The sequence below is a fragment of the Amycolatopsis sp. QT-25 genome (assembly GCF_029369745.1).
In the GTDB taxonomy this organism is placed as follows: domain Bacteria; phylum Actinomycetota; class Actinomycetes; order Mycobacteriales; family Pseudonocardiaceae; genus Amycolatopsis.
In genome coordinates this window covers 1183235-1198094 of record NZ_CP120210.1, presented here as the reverse complement: position 1 = coordinate 1198094, position 14860 = coordinate 1183235, and the positions used below count along the sequence as shown (strand labels likewise).

17 protein-coding genes, 1 tRNA gene and 1 other RNA gene are annotated in these 14860 nt (G+C 67.2%); 6 read left to right on the top strand and 13 right to left on the bottom strand.

The window, feature by feature from the left end:
• Positions 1-2: 2 nt before the first annotated feature.
• Positions 3-1529 (bottom strand): histidine ammonia-lyase, encoded by a 1527-nt coding sequence (gene hutH / locus P3102_RS05900; protein ID WP_276367188.1) that lies wholly within the window; start codon positions 1527-1529, stop codon positions 3-5.
• A 174-nt stretch (positions 1530-1703) separates the two neighbouring features.
• Here hutH and P3102_RS05895 point away from each other — a divergent pair, with 174 nt between their 5' ends.
• Entirely contained in the window at positions 1704-2489 is a 786-nt protein-coding gene (locus P3102_RS05895) for an IclR family transcriptional regulator (protein WP_276367186.1), read from the top strand.
• Here the strand turns inward: P3102_RS05895 and P3102_RS05890 are convergent.
• From P3102_RS05890 to ssrA, 4 genes are all read right to left on the bottom strand, one after another.
• Positions 2477-2692, bottom strand: coding sequence for a hypothetical protein (locus P3102_RS05890; RefSeq protein WP_276367184.1), 216 nt, complete (start codon positions 2690-2692; stop codon positions 2477-2479). The genes P3102_RS05895 and P3102_RS05890 overlap by 13 nt on opposite strands.
• 450 nt (positions 2693-3142) lie before the next feature.
• Complete coding sequence (locus P3102_RS05885) at positions 3143-3607, bottom strand: DUF222 domain-containing protein (protein ID WP_276367183.1); 465 nt, start codon at positions 3605-3607, stop codon at positions 3143-3145.
• 17 nt (positions 3608-3624) lie between these two features.
• A complete protein-coding gene (locus tag P3102_RS05880; protein ID WP_276367181.1) occupies positions 3625-3816 on the bottom strand; it encodes a hypothetical protein in 192 nt (63 codons plus the stop codon).
• A 364-nt stretch (positions 3817-4180) separates the two neighbouring features.
• Positions 4181-4553, bottom strand: a transfer-messenger RNA (tmRNA) gene (gene ssrA / locus P3102_RS05875).
• Between the two features lie 155 nt (positions 4554-4708).
• On the opposite strand from ssrA, the gene P3102_RS05870 reads away from it, so the two are divergent.
• From P3102_RS05870 to P3102_RS05850, 5 genes are all read left to right on the top strand, one after another.
• A complete protein-coding gene (locus tag P3102_RS05870) occupies positions 4709-5386 on the top strand; it encodes a sensor domain-containing protein (RefSeq protein ID WP_276367179.1) in 678 nt (225 codons plus the stop codon).
• Positions 5383-6522: a sensor histidine kinase gene (locus P3102_RS05865; RefSeq protein ID WP_276367178.1), complete on the top strand. Its 1140-nt coding sequence runs from the start codon at positions 5383-5385 to the stop codon at positions 6520-6522. Before P3102_RS05870 ends, P3102_RS05865 begins: the two co-directional genes overlap by 4 nt.
• 52 nt (positions 6523-6574) lie before the next feature.
• Positions 6575-7216, top strand: a complete 642-nt coding sequence (locus P3102_RS05860; protein ID WP_276367176.1) for a response regulator transcription factor — start codon at positions 6575-6577, stop codon at positions 7214-7216.
• An 81-nt stretch (positions 7217-7297) separates the two neighbouring features.
• A complete protein-coding gene (locus P3102_RS05855) occupies positions 7298-7531 on the top strand; it encodes a hypothetical protein (RefSeq protein WP_276367175.1) in 234 nt (77 codons plus the stop codon).
• 93 nt (positions 7532-7624) lie between these two features.
• Positions 7625-8950, top strand: coding sequence for an acyltransferase (locus tag P3102_RS05850; protein ID WP_276367173.1), 1326 nt, complete (start codon positions 7625-7627; stop codon positions 8948-8950).
• Here the strand turns inward: P3102_RS05850 and P3102_RS05845 are convergent.
• The 8 genes from P3102_RS05845 to P3102_RS05810 all read right to left on the bottom strand — a co-directional run bounded on the left by P3102_RS05845 (position 8940) and on the right by P3102_RS05810 (position 14837).
• Complete coding sequence (locus P3102_RS05845; protein WP_276367171.1) at positions 8940-9836, bottom strand: amidohydrolase family protein; 897 nt, start codon at positions 9834-9836, stop codon at positions 8940-8942. The two genes, P3102_RS05850 and P3102_RS05845, sit on opposite strands and share 11 nt — an antisense overlap.
• Positions 9833-10315 carry an SsrA-binding protein SmpB gene (gene smpB, locus P3102_RS05840; RefSeq protein WP_276367170.1) on the bottom strand — a complete coding sequence of 161 codons (483 nt, stop codon included), beginning with the start codon at positions 10313-10315 and terminating at the stop codon, positions 9833-9835. The genes P3102_RS05845 and smpB overlap by 4 nt, the downstream gene beginning before the upstream one ends.
• 52 nt (positions 10316-10367) lie before the next feature.
• On the bottom strand, positions 10368-11261 hold the full coding sequence (ftsX, locus tag P3102_RS05835) for a permease-like cell division protein FtsX (protein WP_276367169.1): 894 nt from the start codon (positions 11259-11261) through the stop codon (positions 10368-10370).
• A gap of 51 nt (positions 11262-11312) precedes the next feature.
• On the bottom strand, positions 11313-12002 hold the full coding sequence (gene ftsE, locus P3102_RS05830) for a cell division ATP-binding protein FtsE (RefSeq protein ID WP_005168409.1): 690 nt from the start codon (positions 12000-12002) through the stop codon (positions 11313-11315).
• 135 nt (positions 12003-12137) lie between these two features.
• Positions 12138-13241: a peptide chain release factor 2 gene (gene prfB, locus P3102_RS05825; RefSeq protein WP_276367159.1), complete on the bottom strand. Its 1104-nt coding sequence runs from the start codon at positions 13239-13241 to the stop codon at positions 12138-12140.
• A gap of 66 nt (positions 13242-13307) precedes the next feature.
• Positions 13308-13808 carry a helix-turn-helix transcriptional regulator gene (locus P3102_RS05820; RefSeq protein ID WP_034322153.1) on the bottom strand — a complete coding sequence of 167 codons (501 nt, stop codon included), beginning with the start codon at positions 13806-13808 and terminating at the stop codon, positions 13308-13310.
• Between the two features lie 278 nt (positions 13809-14086).
• Positions 14087-14160, bottom strand: a tRNA-Met gene (locus P3102_RS05815).
• 83 nt (positions 14161-14243) lie between these two features.
• Entirely contained in the window at positions 14244-14837 is a 594-nt protein-coding gene (locus tag P3102_RS05810) for a TetR family transcriptional regulator (protein ID WP_276367155.1), read from the bottom strand.
• Positions 14838-14860: the final 23 nt, after the last annotated feature.

The following is a 14860-nucleotide window of genomic DNA, read 5'->3' as shown; positions in this document are numbered from 1 at the left end:
GCTCAGACCTCCAGTTGGGCCGCGGCGAGGACGGCACCCGACGCGACGAGTTCTTCGGCGGCGGCGATCTCCGGCGCCAGATGACGGTCGGGGCCGGGACCCTCGACCTTGGTGCGGACGAGATCCCGGACCCGGCCGGTGACCGGCGACGGGGCCAGGGGCGCGCGCATGTCGAGTGCCCGCGCGGCGGTGAGCAGTTCGATGGCGAGAACGGTGTCGAGGCCCTCGACGGCCTTGCGCAGCTTGCGCGCGGCGGACCAGCCCATGGAGACGTGATCCTCCTGCATGGCGCTGCTCGGGATCGAATCGACCGACGCCGGCACCGCGAGACGCTTGAGTTCGCTGACGATGGCCGCCTGCGTGTACTGGGCGATCATGTGGCCCGAATCGACGCCGGGGTCGAACGCGAGGAACGGCGGCAGGCCGTGCGAGCGGGCCTTGTCGAGCATCCGGTCGGTGCGGCGCTCGGCGATACTGGCGACGTCCGCGAGCGGGATGGCGAGAAAATCGAGCACGTACGCGACCGGGGCGCCGTGGAAGTTGCCGTTCGACTCGACACGGCCGTCGGACAACACGACCGGGTTGTCGACCGCGGAGTGAAGCTCACGCTCGGCGACGAGTTCGGCGTGCGTGAGACTGTCGCGTGCGCCGCCGTGCACCTGCGGGGCGCAGCGGAGGGAGTACGCGTCCTGGACGCGGTTGCAGTCCGGGCCGCGGTGGCTCTCGACGATCTTCGAGCCCTGGAGCGCCGTCCACATGCGCTGGGCGCTCCGCGCCTGCCCGGGGTGCGGGCGCAACGCCTGGAGATCGGCGGCGAAGGCGCGATCGGTACCCAGGAGTGCCTCGACGCTCATCGCCGCGGTGATGTCGGCGGTGTCGAGGAGCTTGCGCAGGTCGGCCGCGGCGAGGAGAAGCATGCCGAGCATGCCGTCGGTCCCGTTCGTGAGGGCGAGGCCCTCCTTCTCCGCCAGAACGACAGGTTCGATGCCAGCGTGCTTCAGCGCTACGCCGGCCTGGACGACTTCACCGTTGTACTCGACTTCGCCCTCTCCCATCAGCGCGAGCGCGACAGCGGCCAGGGGCGCGAGGTCACCGGAGCAGCCGAGGGAACCGTACTCGTGGACGAGCGGGGTGATCCCGGCGTTGAGCAGGGCAGCAAGCGCTTGCGCGGTCTGCGGCCGGATACCGGTGTACCCACTGGCGAGGGTGCGGAGGCGCAGCAACATCAGCGCACGGACGACCTCGGTCTCCACGACCGGGCCCGCCCCCGCCGCGTGCGACCGGATCAGCGACCGCTGCAACGCGGTACGGCTTTCGAGCGGAATGTGCCTGGTCGCGAGCGCCCCGAAGCCCGTCGAAACACCGTACGTCGGCGTCTCGGCGTGGGCGAGGTCGTCGATGTGCTGACGCGTCGCGGCGAGGTTCTTCTCGACCGCCTCGCTGACCGCGACGGGCGAGTGGTCACGGGCGACCGCGACGACCTGTTCGGGCCGTAGCGGTTCGGACCCCAGAAGTACGGTTTCCGGCATAGCCCCATTGGACAACGCCATGCCCGCTGGTGGGCGGCCCCAACCGGTGGTTGTGTCTGGTATTCAAGACACGCAGGACGGTAGCAAGGGTCCCTTGCTACCGCCTGGCTCAACGTCGAGAGAAGCGAGAGCAAAGGTCCCTTGCTCTCGCGCCGAGTGAAACAGGAGGTCGTCATGGGAGAGAGCAGCGAAGTCCCGGCTCTGCGACGCGGCCTCGGCATCCTCCGGACCCTTGCCGCCCGGCCTGGACCGGTGTCGGCGGCCACGATCGCACGCGAACTCGGTCTCCCGCGTTCGACGACGTATCACCTGCTGGCCGAACTGGAGGCCGCCGGTTTCGTGGCACACTTGCCTGCCGAGCGCCGGTACGGCCTCGGCATCGCCGCGTTCGAACTCGGCTCGGCCTACCTGCGGCACGATCCGCTGGAACGGCTCGCGGTCCCGCTGCTGCGTAAACTCGCCGACCGGGTCGGCCACACCGCTCATCTCGGCGTACTGCACGGCAACGAGTCGCTCTACCTGGTCAAAGAACGCCCCACGCGCCCGGAAACCCTGGTCACCGAGGTCGGCGTGCGGCTACCCGGCCAGCTCACGGCATCGGGCAGGGCGATATTGCGACACCTGCCGTCGCCGCACATACGCGCGCTTTTCCCGGCCGCGTCGGCGTTCGTGCTGCGCACCGGCCGCGGTCCGCGCACTCTCGCCGAACTACGCCGGACGCTGAACGCGGAGGGCAGGCTCGGCTGGGCGGTCGAAGACGGTCACGTCACCGAAGGATTCGCCTCGGTGGCCTGCCCGGTCTTCGACCACGGCGCCCGGCCGATGGCCGCGATCAGCGTGACCCTCCGCCACCTCTGCCCAGGAGCGGAGGGATGCGAGGAAACTTGGCCCGACCTCGCCGAAGAGGTCCGCCTGACCGCGGCCGAACTGACCACCCGGATCGGGGGTCAGGCGCGCTGAGCGTGCCTCTTCTGAACTCCCTCGAGCCCGAGCATCGCCAGCAGTTCGGCGCAGTCGAGCGCGTCCGAAGAGTGCCCGGCGACGGTCCTTGCGGCCCTGCCGTTCTGCACGGTGAGGCGGATTTCTTCTTCAGCCCGCACACCTGCCATGCGGCTCTGGTCTTCTGCGGGATCGGGACGACTGGAATGCCTAGCCCAGGTCATCTGCCACCTTCTTCCGGCCCTCCGGCGACACGGGGTCGGTTCGAAAGAGGGCCATGGTCGGACACTAAGCATGACATCCCTGCCCGCGGCAGTTCCCGGCGCGGGTGAATTGAGACGAAAATGATCTAGTTTCCGCTACTCTCCGTGGTTCAAGAAGGACTCAATCCGGGCATTGAACGGCTCGCCGATGTCGCCATCAAATGCCCCATCCCGGTCACGACGTCGCGGACCACGCCGGCCCGGTCCGCGATCGCGTCGGCGATGACCTCGTACTCCGGCCGATGATCACGAGCACCGGGAAAGCCGCCGCCAACGCATCGAGCGGTGAGTCCGCGTCTCCCGGCGGCCGCACCCCGATCAGCGCGCGGGTCCCCCACCGCAGTGTTTTCCGGCACCGGATCCGGGATGGGCCGCGGCACACCGGCGAGCAAGAAGAAGACCCTGAAGACCTCAGGAGCATCTTCCAGCGAGCCCGTGAGGAGCTGCCACAGTTCGGCGTCCCAAGCATTGACGACCTCGTGACCACGAACGACTCCAGCCGCGGACGGCTCGACACGGTGAGCGTTCGGACCACCGCCGGCCGAACGTCCTTCGGATCCCCGTTACGAGTTCTTTCCCGTGGGCGTCGAGTGTGTCCAGCAGCCGGCGTCCGGCGCGGGCAATCTGCCGCGGTCCGGCGTGCCGGGCGAGGTCGACGAGGATCTTCTCCCCGGCCCGCACATCCTCCGGCACAGAGGACGGAATCCTGGCGAGGGTGCGGATGATCGCGTCGATCTGCGAACCCCCGATCACCCCCTCCGCCGCGGCGTGAGCGGTCAACGGCGCCAGTGGCGGCTCAGGAGCTCCCCCGATCGACGGACGCACATGCAGGGCCAGGACACGATCGGCACGGGCATGGGCTTCCTTGTCCGCCACACGAAAGTCCTCGAAAATCAACGCCGCAACGTCGAATGACCCGAGCACCCGCGCACCCCACGGGCATTGATTTCCGCCAGGATCGCGTTCTGCTCCACAGCCAACTGACGCTTCCGCATTTCTAATTCCTGCTTACGGGCATGCAGCGTCGCGGTGTCGACGCGCCACCACTCGGTGAACATCTTCGGAGATGCGTCTTCGCTGTCCACAGCTCCAGACTACTCCGAATCGAACAGATGTGCCAACCCTGACGGCCTAGCGTAAAAAATCCGAAATGCACGTGCAAAGAAGGCAGCGAAGGGCGCTTAAAGCGCGAAGGACCATAAGCCGCTAAAAGCGCTTCGCGTTAGATCCGCGTCCGAACCTCGTCACATGGCCGCGCCAAGCGAAGGACGGATCGAAACCACACGAAGCCCGCCGTCGATCGCCGGGGCCTGCTGCCGGACCAAGCGTCGCTGGGAGTCGCCCCAGAAGAACCCTCTAGGCCACCAACGGCCGAGCAACACCACGCCACAGCAAGCCGGACATGGAAGAAGCGGCCCCACCCCGAGGGGCAGAGCCGCTTCCGTCGACCAGTGGAGGTGCCGGGAATTGAACCCGGGTCCTCTGGCGTATCACCAGGGCTTCTCCGTGCGCAGTCCGCTATGTCTCTACTTGGCCCCTTCAGTCACGCGAACAAGCTGAAGTGACGAGCCCAGCCACTGTTCGATTCCCAACCACACCCCGCAGCCGAGTGTGGCGGTAAGCCTCCTAGCTGATGCCGGTGACCGGGTCGGAGGCGACCCCGGACCGACAGAGTTGCTCTACTGCTTAGGCAGCAAGAGCGAACTCGCGCTGGCTCTTAGGCTCGGCGCTTATTGGTTTGCGATGACGCTTACGGTGGTCTCTCGCCTGCACCGGCACGCTTCTCCTGATTCAACGTCCAAAGTCGAAACCGTTCACCCCCTTGGTGGGACACAACCTCTACATCATAACCCGGTCGGCAACCAGATTGTTCCCGCAGGTGGGGCTAGCCCCACTGGGGAGATGCCCGCGGGCACCATGTCAGCGAGCGTTCGCGGGCGCGATGCTGAACTCCTCGCACCAGAGAGGAGCACGACCATGAGCTCGCTAGCGGCCGAGCGGGAGCTGAGCAGGGCCGATCCGTCGTTCGGCGGCTCGCTCGTCTATCTGCTGATGAACCTGCCGATGGGTGTCCTGGCCTTCGCGCTCTTGATGTCCCTCATCTCGGCGGGCATCGGCACGGTGATCGTCTGGCTCGGGCTGCCGATCCTCGCGCTGGTGGTCCTGTCGGTCCGCGGGGCGGCCCGGATGGAGCGCGCCAGGGTGTACGCGTTGCTGGACCGCTACATCGACCTGCCGTATCTTCCGTTGCCCGACGCGGGTCAGTCCGTGCGGTGGAAGGCGCGGCTGAAGGACCACTCGACGTGGCGCGACCTCGGCTACTTCTTCCTGCTCTTCCCACTCGGGATCATCGAGTTCGTGCTGGTCACGGTGTTCTGGTCGACCAGTCTCGGGCTCGCGGCCCTGCCGATTCACTACCGCTTCCTGCCTGGTGGCGAGTACCGCTTCCCGACCTGGGAAAACGCCTGGTTCACCGTCGATTCGACGGTCTCGGCCCTGCCTTGGGCGGCGCTCGGAGTGCTGTGCATCGCCCTGTCGGTAGCGTTGACGAAGGCGCTGGCGGGCTCGCATGCCCGGCTGGCGACGGCGCTGCTCGGGCCGACCCGCGCCCAGCGCCGCCGTCTGGAGAATTCATGGGGCGAGGTGCACGGATGACGATCGACCAGCAGGTACAGCAGGTGGGGATTCCCCGGCCGCGGCCGTTGCGGTCGATCGGCTACATGATCGTCAGCTTCGTGTTCCGGTTGCTCCAGTTCATCTTGATCGTCGTGGGCCTGACGGTCGGCATCGCGACGGCGGTGGTGTGGATCGGCTTCCCGATCCTCATGGCCACGACCAGCTTCATCCGCTGGTCCGCCGATCGGGAGCGGGGCTGGGCGCGGACGATGCTCGAAACTCCGCTGGAACCGGTCGAACGGCTCCCCGTCGAGGGGCTTTCGCTGGTCAAGCGCTGGCTGACCCGGCTGACCGACGCGACGACGTGGCGTGACCTCGCCTACCTGATGGCGGCGTTTCCGCTGGCCTGTCTGGAGCTTCCGATCGCGATCGCGTCGATCGTGCTGCTGCCGATGGCGATCTGGGTGACCCCGTGGGTGGGGTGGCTGCACGGCAATCTGGCGTACTCGCTGCTCGGCCCGAACCGCGCCGCGAAACTGGAGCAGAAGGCCGAGCGGCTGCAGGCGTCGCGGGCTCGCGGGGTCGACGCCGCCGAGGCCGAACGCCGCCGCATCGAACGTGATCTGCACGACGGCGCCCAGCAGCGCCTGGTCGCCGTCGCGATGAGCCTGGGCCGCGCGAAGTCGAAGTTCGACCACGACCCGGACGCCGTGCGTGAACTGATCGACGAAGCGCACCTCGACGCCAAGCTCGCGGTGTCGGAGCTACGCGATCTCGCCCGGGGGATCTACCCGGCGGTGCTTGGCGACCGCGGCCTCGACGCCGCCTTGTCCGCTCAGGCCGCGAAGTCGCCGATCCACGTCGACGTCGAGGTGGACGTCGAGCCGAGGCCGCCGGCGGCGGTCGAGACGACGGCGTACTTCATCGTCGGGGAGACGCTGACGAACATCGCGAAGCACTCGGGAGCGTCCGAAGCGGGTGTGAAGGTGTGGCGCACGGACTCGATGGTCATCGTCGAGATCACCGACAACGGGCACGGTGGCGCCGAAGTCCGGCCAGGTGGCGGCCTGGCGGGTCTCGCCGACCGGGCGGCCACGATCGACGGTGTGATCACCGTCGTCAGCCCGCCCGGCGGCCCGACGGTGATTCGTGCGGACCTGCCGTGCCAGTGGTGATCCGCTCGTGAGTGAATAGGCCCTGCCATTCACTCACGACGCTGGGGGCAGCATGCGGGTTGTCATCGCCGAAGACGCGGTTCTGTTGCGCGCGGGGGTGATTCGCCTCCTCGCCGACGAGGACATCGAGACCGTCGCGGCCGTGGACAACGGTGACGACCTGCTGGGTGCGGTCAAGGAACACCGGCCGGATCTGGCGATCGTCGACGTGCGGATGCCGCCCACCTTCACCGACGAGGGCCTGCGCGCGGCGCTGGGCGCCCGTGAGGTCATCCCTGGCCTGCCCGTTCTCGTGCTTTCCCAGTACGTCGAGGAGAGCTACGCCGTCGAACTGCTGTCCGGCGGGGCGGGCGGAGTCGGGTACCTGCTCAAGGAACGCGTCGCCGACGTCGGGGACTTCCTCGACGCGGTCAAACGCGTCGCCGGCGGCGGCACGGCCATCGACCCGGACGTCATCGCGCAGCTGATGGCCCGTGGCCGCAAGAACCCGCTCGACGCGCTCACCGCCCGCGAGTCCGAGGTTCTCGGGCTGATGGCGCAGGGCCTGTCCAACACCGCGATCGCGAACTCGCTCGTCGTCTCGCACGGCGCGGTCGAGAAACACATCGGCAACATCTTCTCGAAGCTCGGCCTCGAAGCGAGTTCGGTGGAACATCGCCGGGTCCGCGCGGTGCTCACTTACTTAGGACGCTGAAGTAGCTCTTGGTGGCGAACCCGTCACTCACCTAACATGGGCAGACTGATGGTGAGCGACGAGCCGAAACGAGGAGGACCCATGACCGGCAGGCCCTCCCGGAGCGTCCGCTTCTTCGGCGGGCCGCTCGACGGCCGCGTCCAGGAACTCGGTGACACCGAACCGGTCGAGGGCACCGTCCTCAAGCATGTCCACCTGCACGACGGGCCGAAGATCGAGACCCGGTACGAGCTCGGCCGTGCCGAGGACGACTGCTGGGAATTCCGGCTGAGCTCCGCCCCGCTCCCGGAACCCGAGACCGACGGCGTGGGGTAGGGAAAACTCCACCTGCCGAGGGCGAAAACAGGAAGATCGATACGGCGGCCCGCACCGCTGATTTCGCGGCCCTGAAGCACCAGGCTCCTTTCCATGCACACGAGCCAGAAACAGGGCCGGGACAGGTTCCTGGACATCGTCCGAGCGGTCGCGATCCTCGCGGTCGTCGTTCAGCACTGGGGAATGCCGGTGCTCTCGTACGCCGACGGCCATCTCTCGTCCGGGAACGCCCTCGCGACGCCCGGCTGGTGGGTCGTCACCTGGCTCAGTCAGGTCATGCCGCTGGTCTTCTTCGCGGGCGGCGCGGCCAACCTGATCTCGCTGAGCCGCGCGAAAAGTTCCCGTTCCTGGCTCGCGGCCCGGCTCAAGCGGCTGATGATCCCGGTGCTGCCGCTGGTGGCGGTCTGGCTGTTCGTCCCGGACATCCTGCGGGGGATGGGCATTCCGGAGCAGCCGTTGCAGGTGGGCGGTGCGATCGCCGCGCAGCTGCTGTGGTTCCTGGCCGTGTACGTGCTCACCGTGCTGCTCACCCCGCTGCTGGCCGCGGCACATCGCCGCTGGGGCCTGAAGGTCCCGCTCGTGATGCTCGCCGCCGCCGTCCTCGTCGACGTCGCCCGCTTCAACGACCTCGGCCTGATCGGTTTCGCGAACGCGGTCTTCGTCTGGATGGCCGTGCACCAGCTCGGCTTCCACTACACGCAAGGCCGGCTCGGCTCGCTCGGCCGCCGCGCCGCGCTGGGCATGTCCGCCGCCGGTTTCGGTATCACCGCGCTGATGGTCGCCTTCGGTCCGTACCCGGCCAGCATGATCGGCATGCCGGGCGCCCCGGTGTCGAACATGAGCCCGCCGACCGTACTGCTGGCCTTCCTCGCGATCGGCCAGATCGGACTCCTGCTCGCCTGCAAACCGCAGTTGAACGCCCTCGCCGCCCGGCCGAACCTCGACGCCGCCCTGAAGTGGATCGGCCCGCGGTTCATGAGCGTCTACCTGTGGCACATGCCGGCGCTGATCGTCGTCTCCGGCGTCGCGGTCTACGGCCTGGGTTACGAGACCCCCGAACCGGGTTCCGTGCTGTGGCTGACGATGGTCCCGGCCTGGCTCGGTGCCTGCGGGCTGGTGCTCCTCGGCCTGCTGCGGATGTTCGCCCGGTTCGAGACACAGAGCTCCGGTCCGGCCTCGACGGCGCACACGCCTCAGCTGGTGCTGGCCGGACTGGCGATCGCCGGCGGCCTGCTCGGCCTCGCCGCGCACGGTTTCGCCCCGCTGAGCGACGGTCTCGCGCAGGGCCCGGTGCCGTGGGTGGCGCTGGCGACGGGCGGATTCCTTTTGGCGGGCAAGCAGATCCCGGTCACGGAACTGGGGACGCGGCTGCTCGGCCGCGCCGTCTCGGTCACCGAGGTGGCGCAGCTCAAACGCTGAGCAGTTGAGCGGGGGTGTCGTGCAGCACCGCCCGCAGGAACGGCTCACCCAGGCGATCGTCGGCGGCCCAGCCGGCGATCGCCTGAAGCTGTGTGGCGTACGAGTACGGGATGTTGGGGAAGTCGGTGCCGAATACGACGCGATCCGGGAACTCGGCCAGCAGATCGGTCCAGTCCGGCGGCAGCGGGTTGCCACGCGAGGTGAACTCCACGCCGACCATCGTGGTGTCGAGGTACACGCGCGGATACTTCCTGGCCAGCTCGAACGCGAAATCGATCTCCGGCATTCCCGCGTGCGCCAGGACCAGCGTCAGATCCGGATGCCGCACCAGGATCTCCTCGAACAACCGTAGCCCGGTGTAGGCACCCTTCAACGGACCGTGTCCACAGTGGACGACCACGGGGACACCGGCGTCCGCCAGCGCGCCCCAGACGCCGTCCAGCAGTTCGTCACGCGGGTCGTAGGCGCCGACCTGGACGTGCGCCTTGAAACAGCGCGCACCCGCCCGCAGCGCACCGTCCACAACGGACAACGCCGAGGGTTCCGGGTAGAAGGTGCCCGTCGGCACGGCGTCCGGGACGCGTTCGGCGAACTCCAGCGCCCACGACGTCAGCCATTCGGCCATCCCGGGCTTGTGCGGATAGACCAGTGGGGCGAACTTGCGCACACCGAAGGAGCGCAGGGTTTCGACGCGTTCTTCTTCCGACGTGCGGTAGTACACCGGCCAGGCCATACCGTAGTGCTCTTCGGCCTGGTCGAAGTAGGCCCACACCTTGTCCATGACCGGCTTCGGCAGGAAATGCAGGTGAAGGTCCACGAGCCCGTCGATGCCCAGCGCCGCGATCCAGCCAGGGATCTCGGCGTCGGAAGCGGGCCCGTGGATCAATCGTTGTACCGGCCCTTCAGCGCCCGGCCCAGGGCCCGGCTGATGGTGCGCTCCGCGTCGCGCTTGGAGATGTCCTGCCGCTTGTCGTAGGACTTCTTGCCCTTGGCCAGCGCGATCTCGACCTTGACCTTGCCGTCCTTGAAGTACATCGACAGCGGGACCAGGGAAAGCCCGCTCTCCTTGGTCTTGCCGATGAGCCGCTCGATCTCCTGGCGGTGCAACAGCAGTTTCCGGGTGCGGCGCGGCGTGTGGTTCGTCCACGTGCCCTGCACGTACTCCGGGATGTGCACGTTGCGCAGCCAGACCTCGCCGTCGTCCACCGTGGCGAACGCGTCGGCCAGCGATGCCCGTCCCTCACGCAGGCTCTTCACCTCGGTACCGACGAGCACGAGACCGGCTTCGTAGGTGTCGAGGATGGAGTAATCGTGGCGAGCCTTGCGGTTCGACACGATCACCTTGCGTCCACGTTCCTTGGGCATAGCGGCGACTCTACGTGAGTTTCTGTGTTCGGGCAGGTGGTTATCGGGGCGGCTAGTGGCGCACGTACAGGCGCAGCGTCACATAGCCGGTGATCGCGGAAATGATGACCGAGACGGCGAGCAGGATCGGCGCCACCGGGAACAGCAATTCGAGCATGCCGACCGCGGGGAACACGTCCCCGGTGAGCACCAAGTCGAGCAGCAACACCTTGGTGAGCACCAGGAAGACGATACCGATGATCGCACCGACCAGGCCGGCGACCACCGCCTCCAGGAGGAACGGCAGCTGCGTGTACCAGCGGGTCGCGCCCACCAGCCGCATGATGCCGACCTCGGTGCGCCGGGTGAACGCCGACACCTGGATCGTGTTGGCGATCAGCAGCAGTGCGGCGATGGCCATGATCAGCGCGGCACCGAAGGCCAGGTTCCGCACGCCGTTGAGCGCGTTGAACACGCGGTCCAGTGCCTTCTGCTGGTCGTCGACCTTGCTGACGCCGGGTTTGCCGCTGTACTCCTGGATGATCGCCTGGCTGCGCTCGGGGTTCTTCAGCTTGACGTGCAGCGACGCGGGGAGCGCCTCCGGCCCGGTCAGCGCGAGCAGTTCCGGCTGGCTCTCGAACATCTTCTTGAACCGCTCGTAGGACTGCTCGCGGTTCTCGAACACGACCGACTCGACGCCGTCGTTGCCCTGCAGGTCCTGGCGCAACGCCTGGCAGGCGGACTGGGAGCAGTTCGGGTCACCGGAGCTGATGTCGTTGACCAGATAGACCGAAACCTCGACGTCGGCGAGGAAGTTGGCCTTCATCTTGTCGATCGTGCCGACGGCCAGCAGGCCGAAGCCGAGCATGGCGAGGGAGACCGCGGTGGTGAGGATCATCGCGATGGTCATCGTGACGTTCCGGCGCAAGCCGGTGACTACCTCGCTGAAGACGAAACTGGCGCGCATCGGGGTTGATGTCCCTTGGAAGTCGTGGGTAACGGAGGAGGGCGGGGCCGGTCAGCGGCCGATGCCGTAGACGCCTCGGGCGTCGTCACGGATGACCTTGCCGAGCTGGAGCTCGACGACCCTTCGCCGCATCGAGTCCACGATCGAATGGTCGTGGGTGGCCATCAGCACCGTCGTGCCGGTGCGGTTGATCCGCTCCAGCAGCAGCATGATGTCCTGGCTGGTGTCGGGATCCAGGTTCCCGGTCGGCTCGTCGGCGAGAAGCACGAGCGGGCGGTTCACGAACGCGCGGGCGATCGCGACGCGCTGCTGCTCACCACCGGAGAGTTCGTTGGGGAGGCGGTCGGCCTTGCCGTCGAGGCCGACGAGCTCGAGCACCTCGGGCACGACCTTGCGGATCGTGGGGCGCGGCTTGCCGATGACTTCGAGCGCGAAGGCGACGTTCTCGGCGACGGTCTTGTTCGACAGCAGGCGGAAGTCCTGGAAAACGCAGCCGATGGTCTGCCGCAGACGCGGCACCCGGCGGCGGGCGAGCTTGGCGACGTCGAAGTTGGAAACCATCACGCGACCCTTGCTCGGCACCTCTTCGCGCAGCAGGAGACGCAGGAACGTCGACTTCCCGGACCCCGAGGGACCGATCAGGAAGACGAACTCACCTTTGTCGATCTCGACCGACACCCTTTCGAGGGCGGGACGGGTCGAGGTCTTGTAGACCTTGGAAACCTCTTCGAGCCGGATCACGGTTCGGCATACTACCCATGCCCGCCGTCAAGCCCGGGTAGCCCGGTCCCGGCGGCCAAGCGAGCAAGGGACCTTTGCTATCGCTCTCCGGAAGAGAGCGATAGCAAAGGTCCCTTGCTCTCTCACGCAGGGTCGCTACGCGGCTCCGGACTGCTTGCGCCAACGGATGCCCGCCTCGAGGAAACCGTCGATATCGCCGTCGAGCACGGACGACGGGTTGCCGACCTCGAATTCGGTCCGCAGGTCCTTGACCATCTGGTACGGGTGCAGCACGTAGGAGCGCATCTGGTTGCCCCAGCTGGAGCCGCCGTCCTTGAGCGCGTCCATCTCGGCGCGCTCCTCCTCCTTCTTCCGCAGCAGCAGCCGCGCCTGGAGGACCTTCATCGCGGCGGCCTTGTTCTGCAGCTGCGACTTCTCGTTCTGACACGACACGACCACACCGGTCGGGATATGCGTGATCCGCACCGCCGAGTCCGTCGTGTTGACGCTCTGGCCGCCGGGTCCGGACGAGCGGTACACGTCGACCCGGATGTCCTTCTCGGGGATGTCGACGTGGTCGACCTCCTCCACTTCGGGCATCACCTCGACGTGCGCGAAGGAGGTCTGGCGGCGGCTCTGGTTGTCGAAGGGCGAGATGCGCACCAGCCGGTGCGTGCCCTGCTCGACCGAGAGCGTGCCGTAGACGTAGGGCGCCGTCACCTTGAACGTGGCGGACTTGATGCCCGCCTCTTCGGCGTAGGAGATGTCGTAGACGTCGGTCGGGTAGTTGTGCCGCTCGGCCCACCGCAGGTACATCCGGAGCAGCATCTCGGCCCAGTCGGCCGCGTCGACCCCGCCCGCTTCGGACCGGATGGTGACCACGGCGTTCCGCGGGTCGTACTCACCCGACAGCAGGGTGCGGACCTCGAGCCCGTCGATGTCCTTGGTGAGCGCCGTGAGCTCGGATTCGGACTCGGCCACACTGGCGGAATCGCCCTCGGCCTCGGCCAGCTCGTAGAGGACACCCAGGTCGTCGAGCCGCTGCCGCAGCTCGGAGATGCGTCGCAGCTCACTCTGCCGGTGGGACAACTGGCTGGTGACCTTCTGCGCCGCTTCGGGGTCGTCCCAGAGGTTCGGGCTGGATGCCTGTTCCTCCAGCTCGGCCACCTGGGCACGCAGCGCATCCAGGTCCATCACCGACTCGATCTGCTTCAGCTTGCCGGCCAGGTCCTTCAGTGCCGCATCGAACTCATCACTCACGTCGGCCAAGGTTACGGCAAAACCCACGACCGGTTGCGGGGAACCGGTCGTGGGCACCTGTCCGGGTCAGGACTGGGGGATGGAATCCAGCAGTTTCAGTGCCGCTTTGGCCTGCGCCTGGGCGAACTCGGCGACGGCCTTGGCGTAGGGACCGTCGGCGGCCTTGGTGGCGGCCTTGGCCTCGTCGAGCTGCTGGGTGTAGCTGGCGCGCGCCGACTCGAGCAGCGCCGAGCGCTGCTTCACCGTCAACGAACCGGCGTGCACGAGACGCAGGATCAGCGGACTGCGGAGGTGGTCAGGACCGGCTTCGGAGGTCAGCCACGTCTTGAACGCCTTCTTGCCCGCCGCGGTGATGAGGTACTGCTGACTCGACCGCGGCCCCTGCTTGCCGAGGCGGACGAGGCCCTCCTTCGACAAGGCGGGGAGCTCCCGGTACACCTGGCTGCGGGTCACGCTGAAGAAGGCGCCGAAACGCTCACCCGCCCCCGCGACCAGTTGCCCGCCCGTGGCGGGACCGTCGTGGAGAAGACCGAGCAGTGCGGCGGCTGTTGCATTCAATTCGGACACGCACTCCACGGTCCCACTTTTCGGCACCTGTGTCCACTGTGGTCAGCACATCTGTCCATTGTGGCTAGTGATATGCGCTCATTCGGCCCAACGCACTACGCCTGTCCACAAAGGACCGGACACGCTGCGCGACCGATGTCGGCCACGGACAGCGGTACGCGTCCCCCGCCCCGACCAACGACAGCGGATGATCGCCCCGGAGGGCACGCAGACCACGGAACCGGAAAACAAGAAGCGCGGATCTGCGATTTCCGCAGATCCGCGCTTCGTTTTCTCTGTAGCGGGGACAGGATTTGAACCTGCGACCTCTGGGTTATGAGCCCAGCGAGCTACCGAGCTGCTCCACCCCGCGTCGTTGTGTCAATAGATTACACGGGGGCGAAACCCGGTTTCAGGGGGGTGCCCTTAACTCGACAAAGGGTCCTTGACCTGCCCTTATGGCGCGACTTTGTCATCCAGCCAGCCGAAGACGCCGTTGAGGACCATGGTCAGCCCGTCGCTGAACCTGCCCTCGACGTCCTCGTCGAAGACCCACGCCGTGGGCGTGGTGTCGTAACGAGGGTCGCGTTCGCCCGGAATCGGATAGACGGCCTGCTCTTCGATGGTGAAACCGACGACATAGCTGTAGACGGTGAACAACGCCCGGCCCGCCAGGTGCGGTTCGAGCCCCGCGTCGACGCGCCCTTGAAACGGATTGTCACCGAGAAGGCTGTCGTCGGTCATGAAAGAGCCGGAGAAGACCTTCGCCCCGTCACGGTAAGCGAGCATCATGCGCCGTAAGCCCCGTGACGCCAGCTCGAGCGACTCCCGCTCCCCGGTGCCTTCCGGCACACGGCCCGGCATCGCGTCGGCGTACATCCGCGTCGCCATCTCGTCGAGCAGCTCCTGCTTGTTCTTCACGTGCCAGTACAACGCCGGCGCCTTGACCCCGAGTTCCTGCGCGATCAGGCGGAGCGTCAGCCCGTTGAGCCCGACGTCGTTGAGCAACCGGAGCCCGGCCCGGACGATGTCCTGCCTGGTCAAACCCACAGTCAACCTTCTTCCAGCGGTAG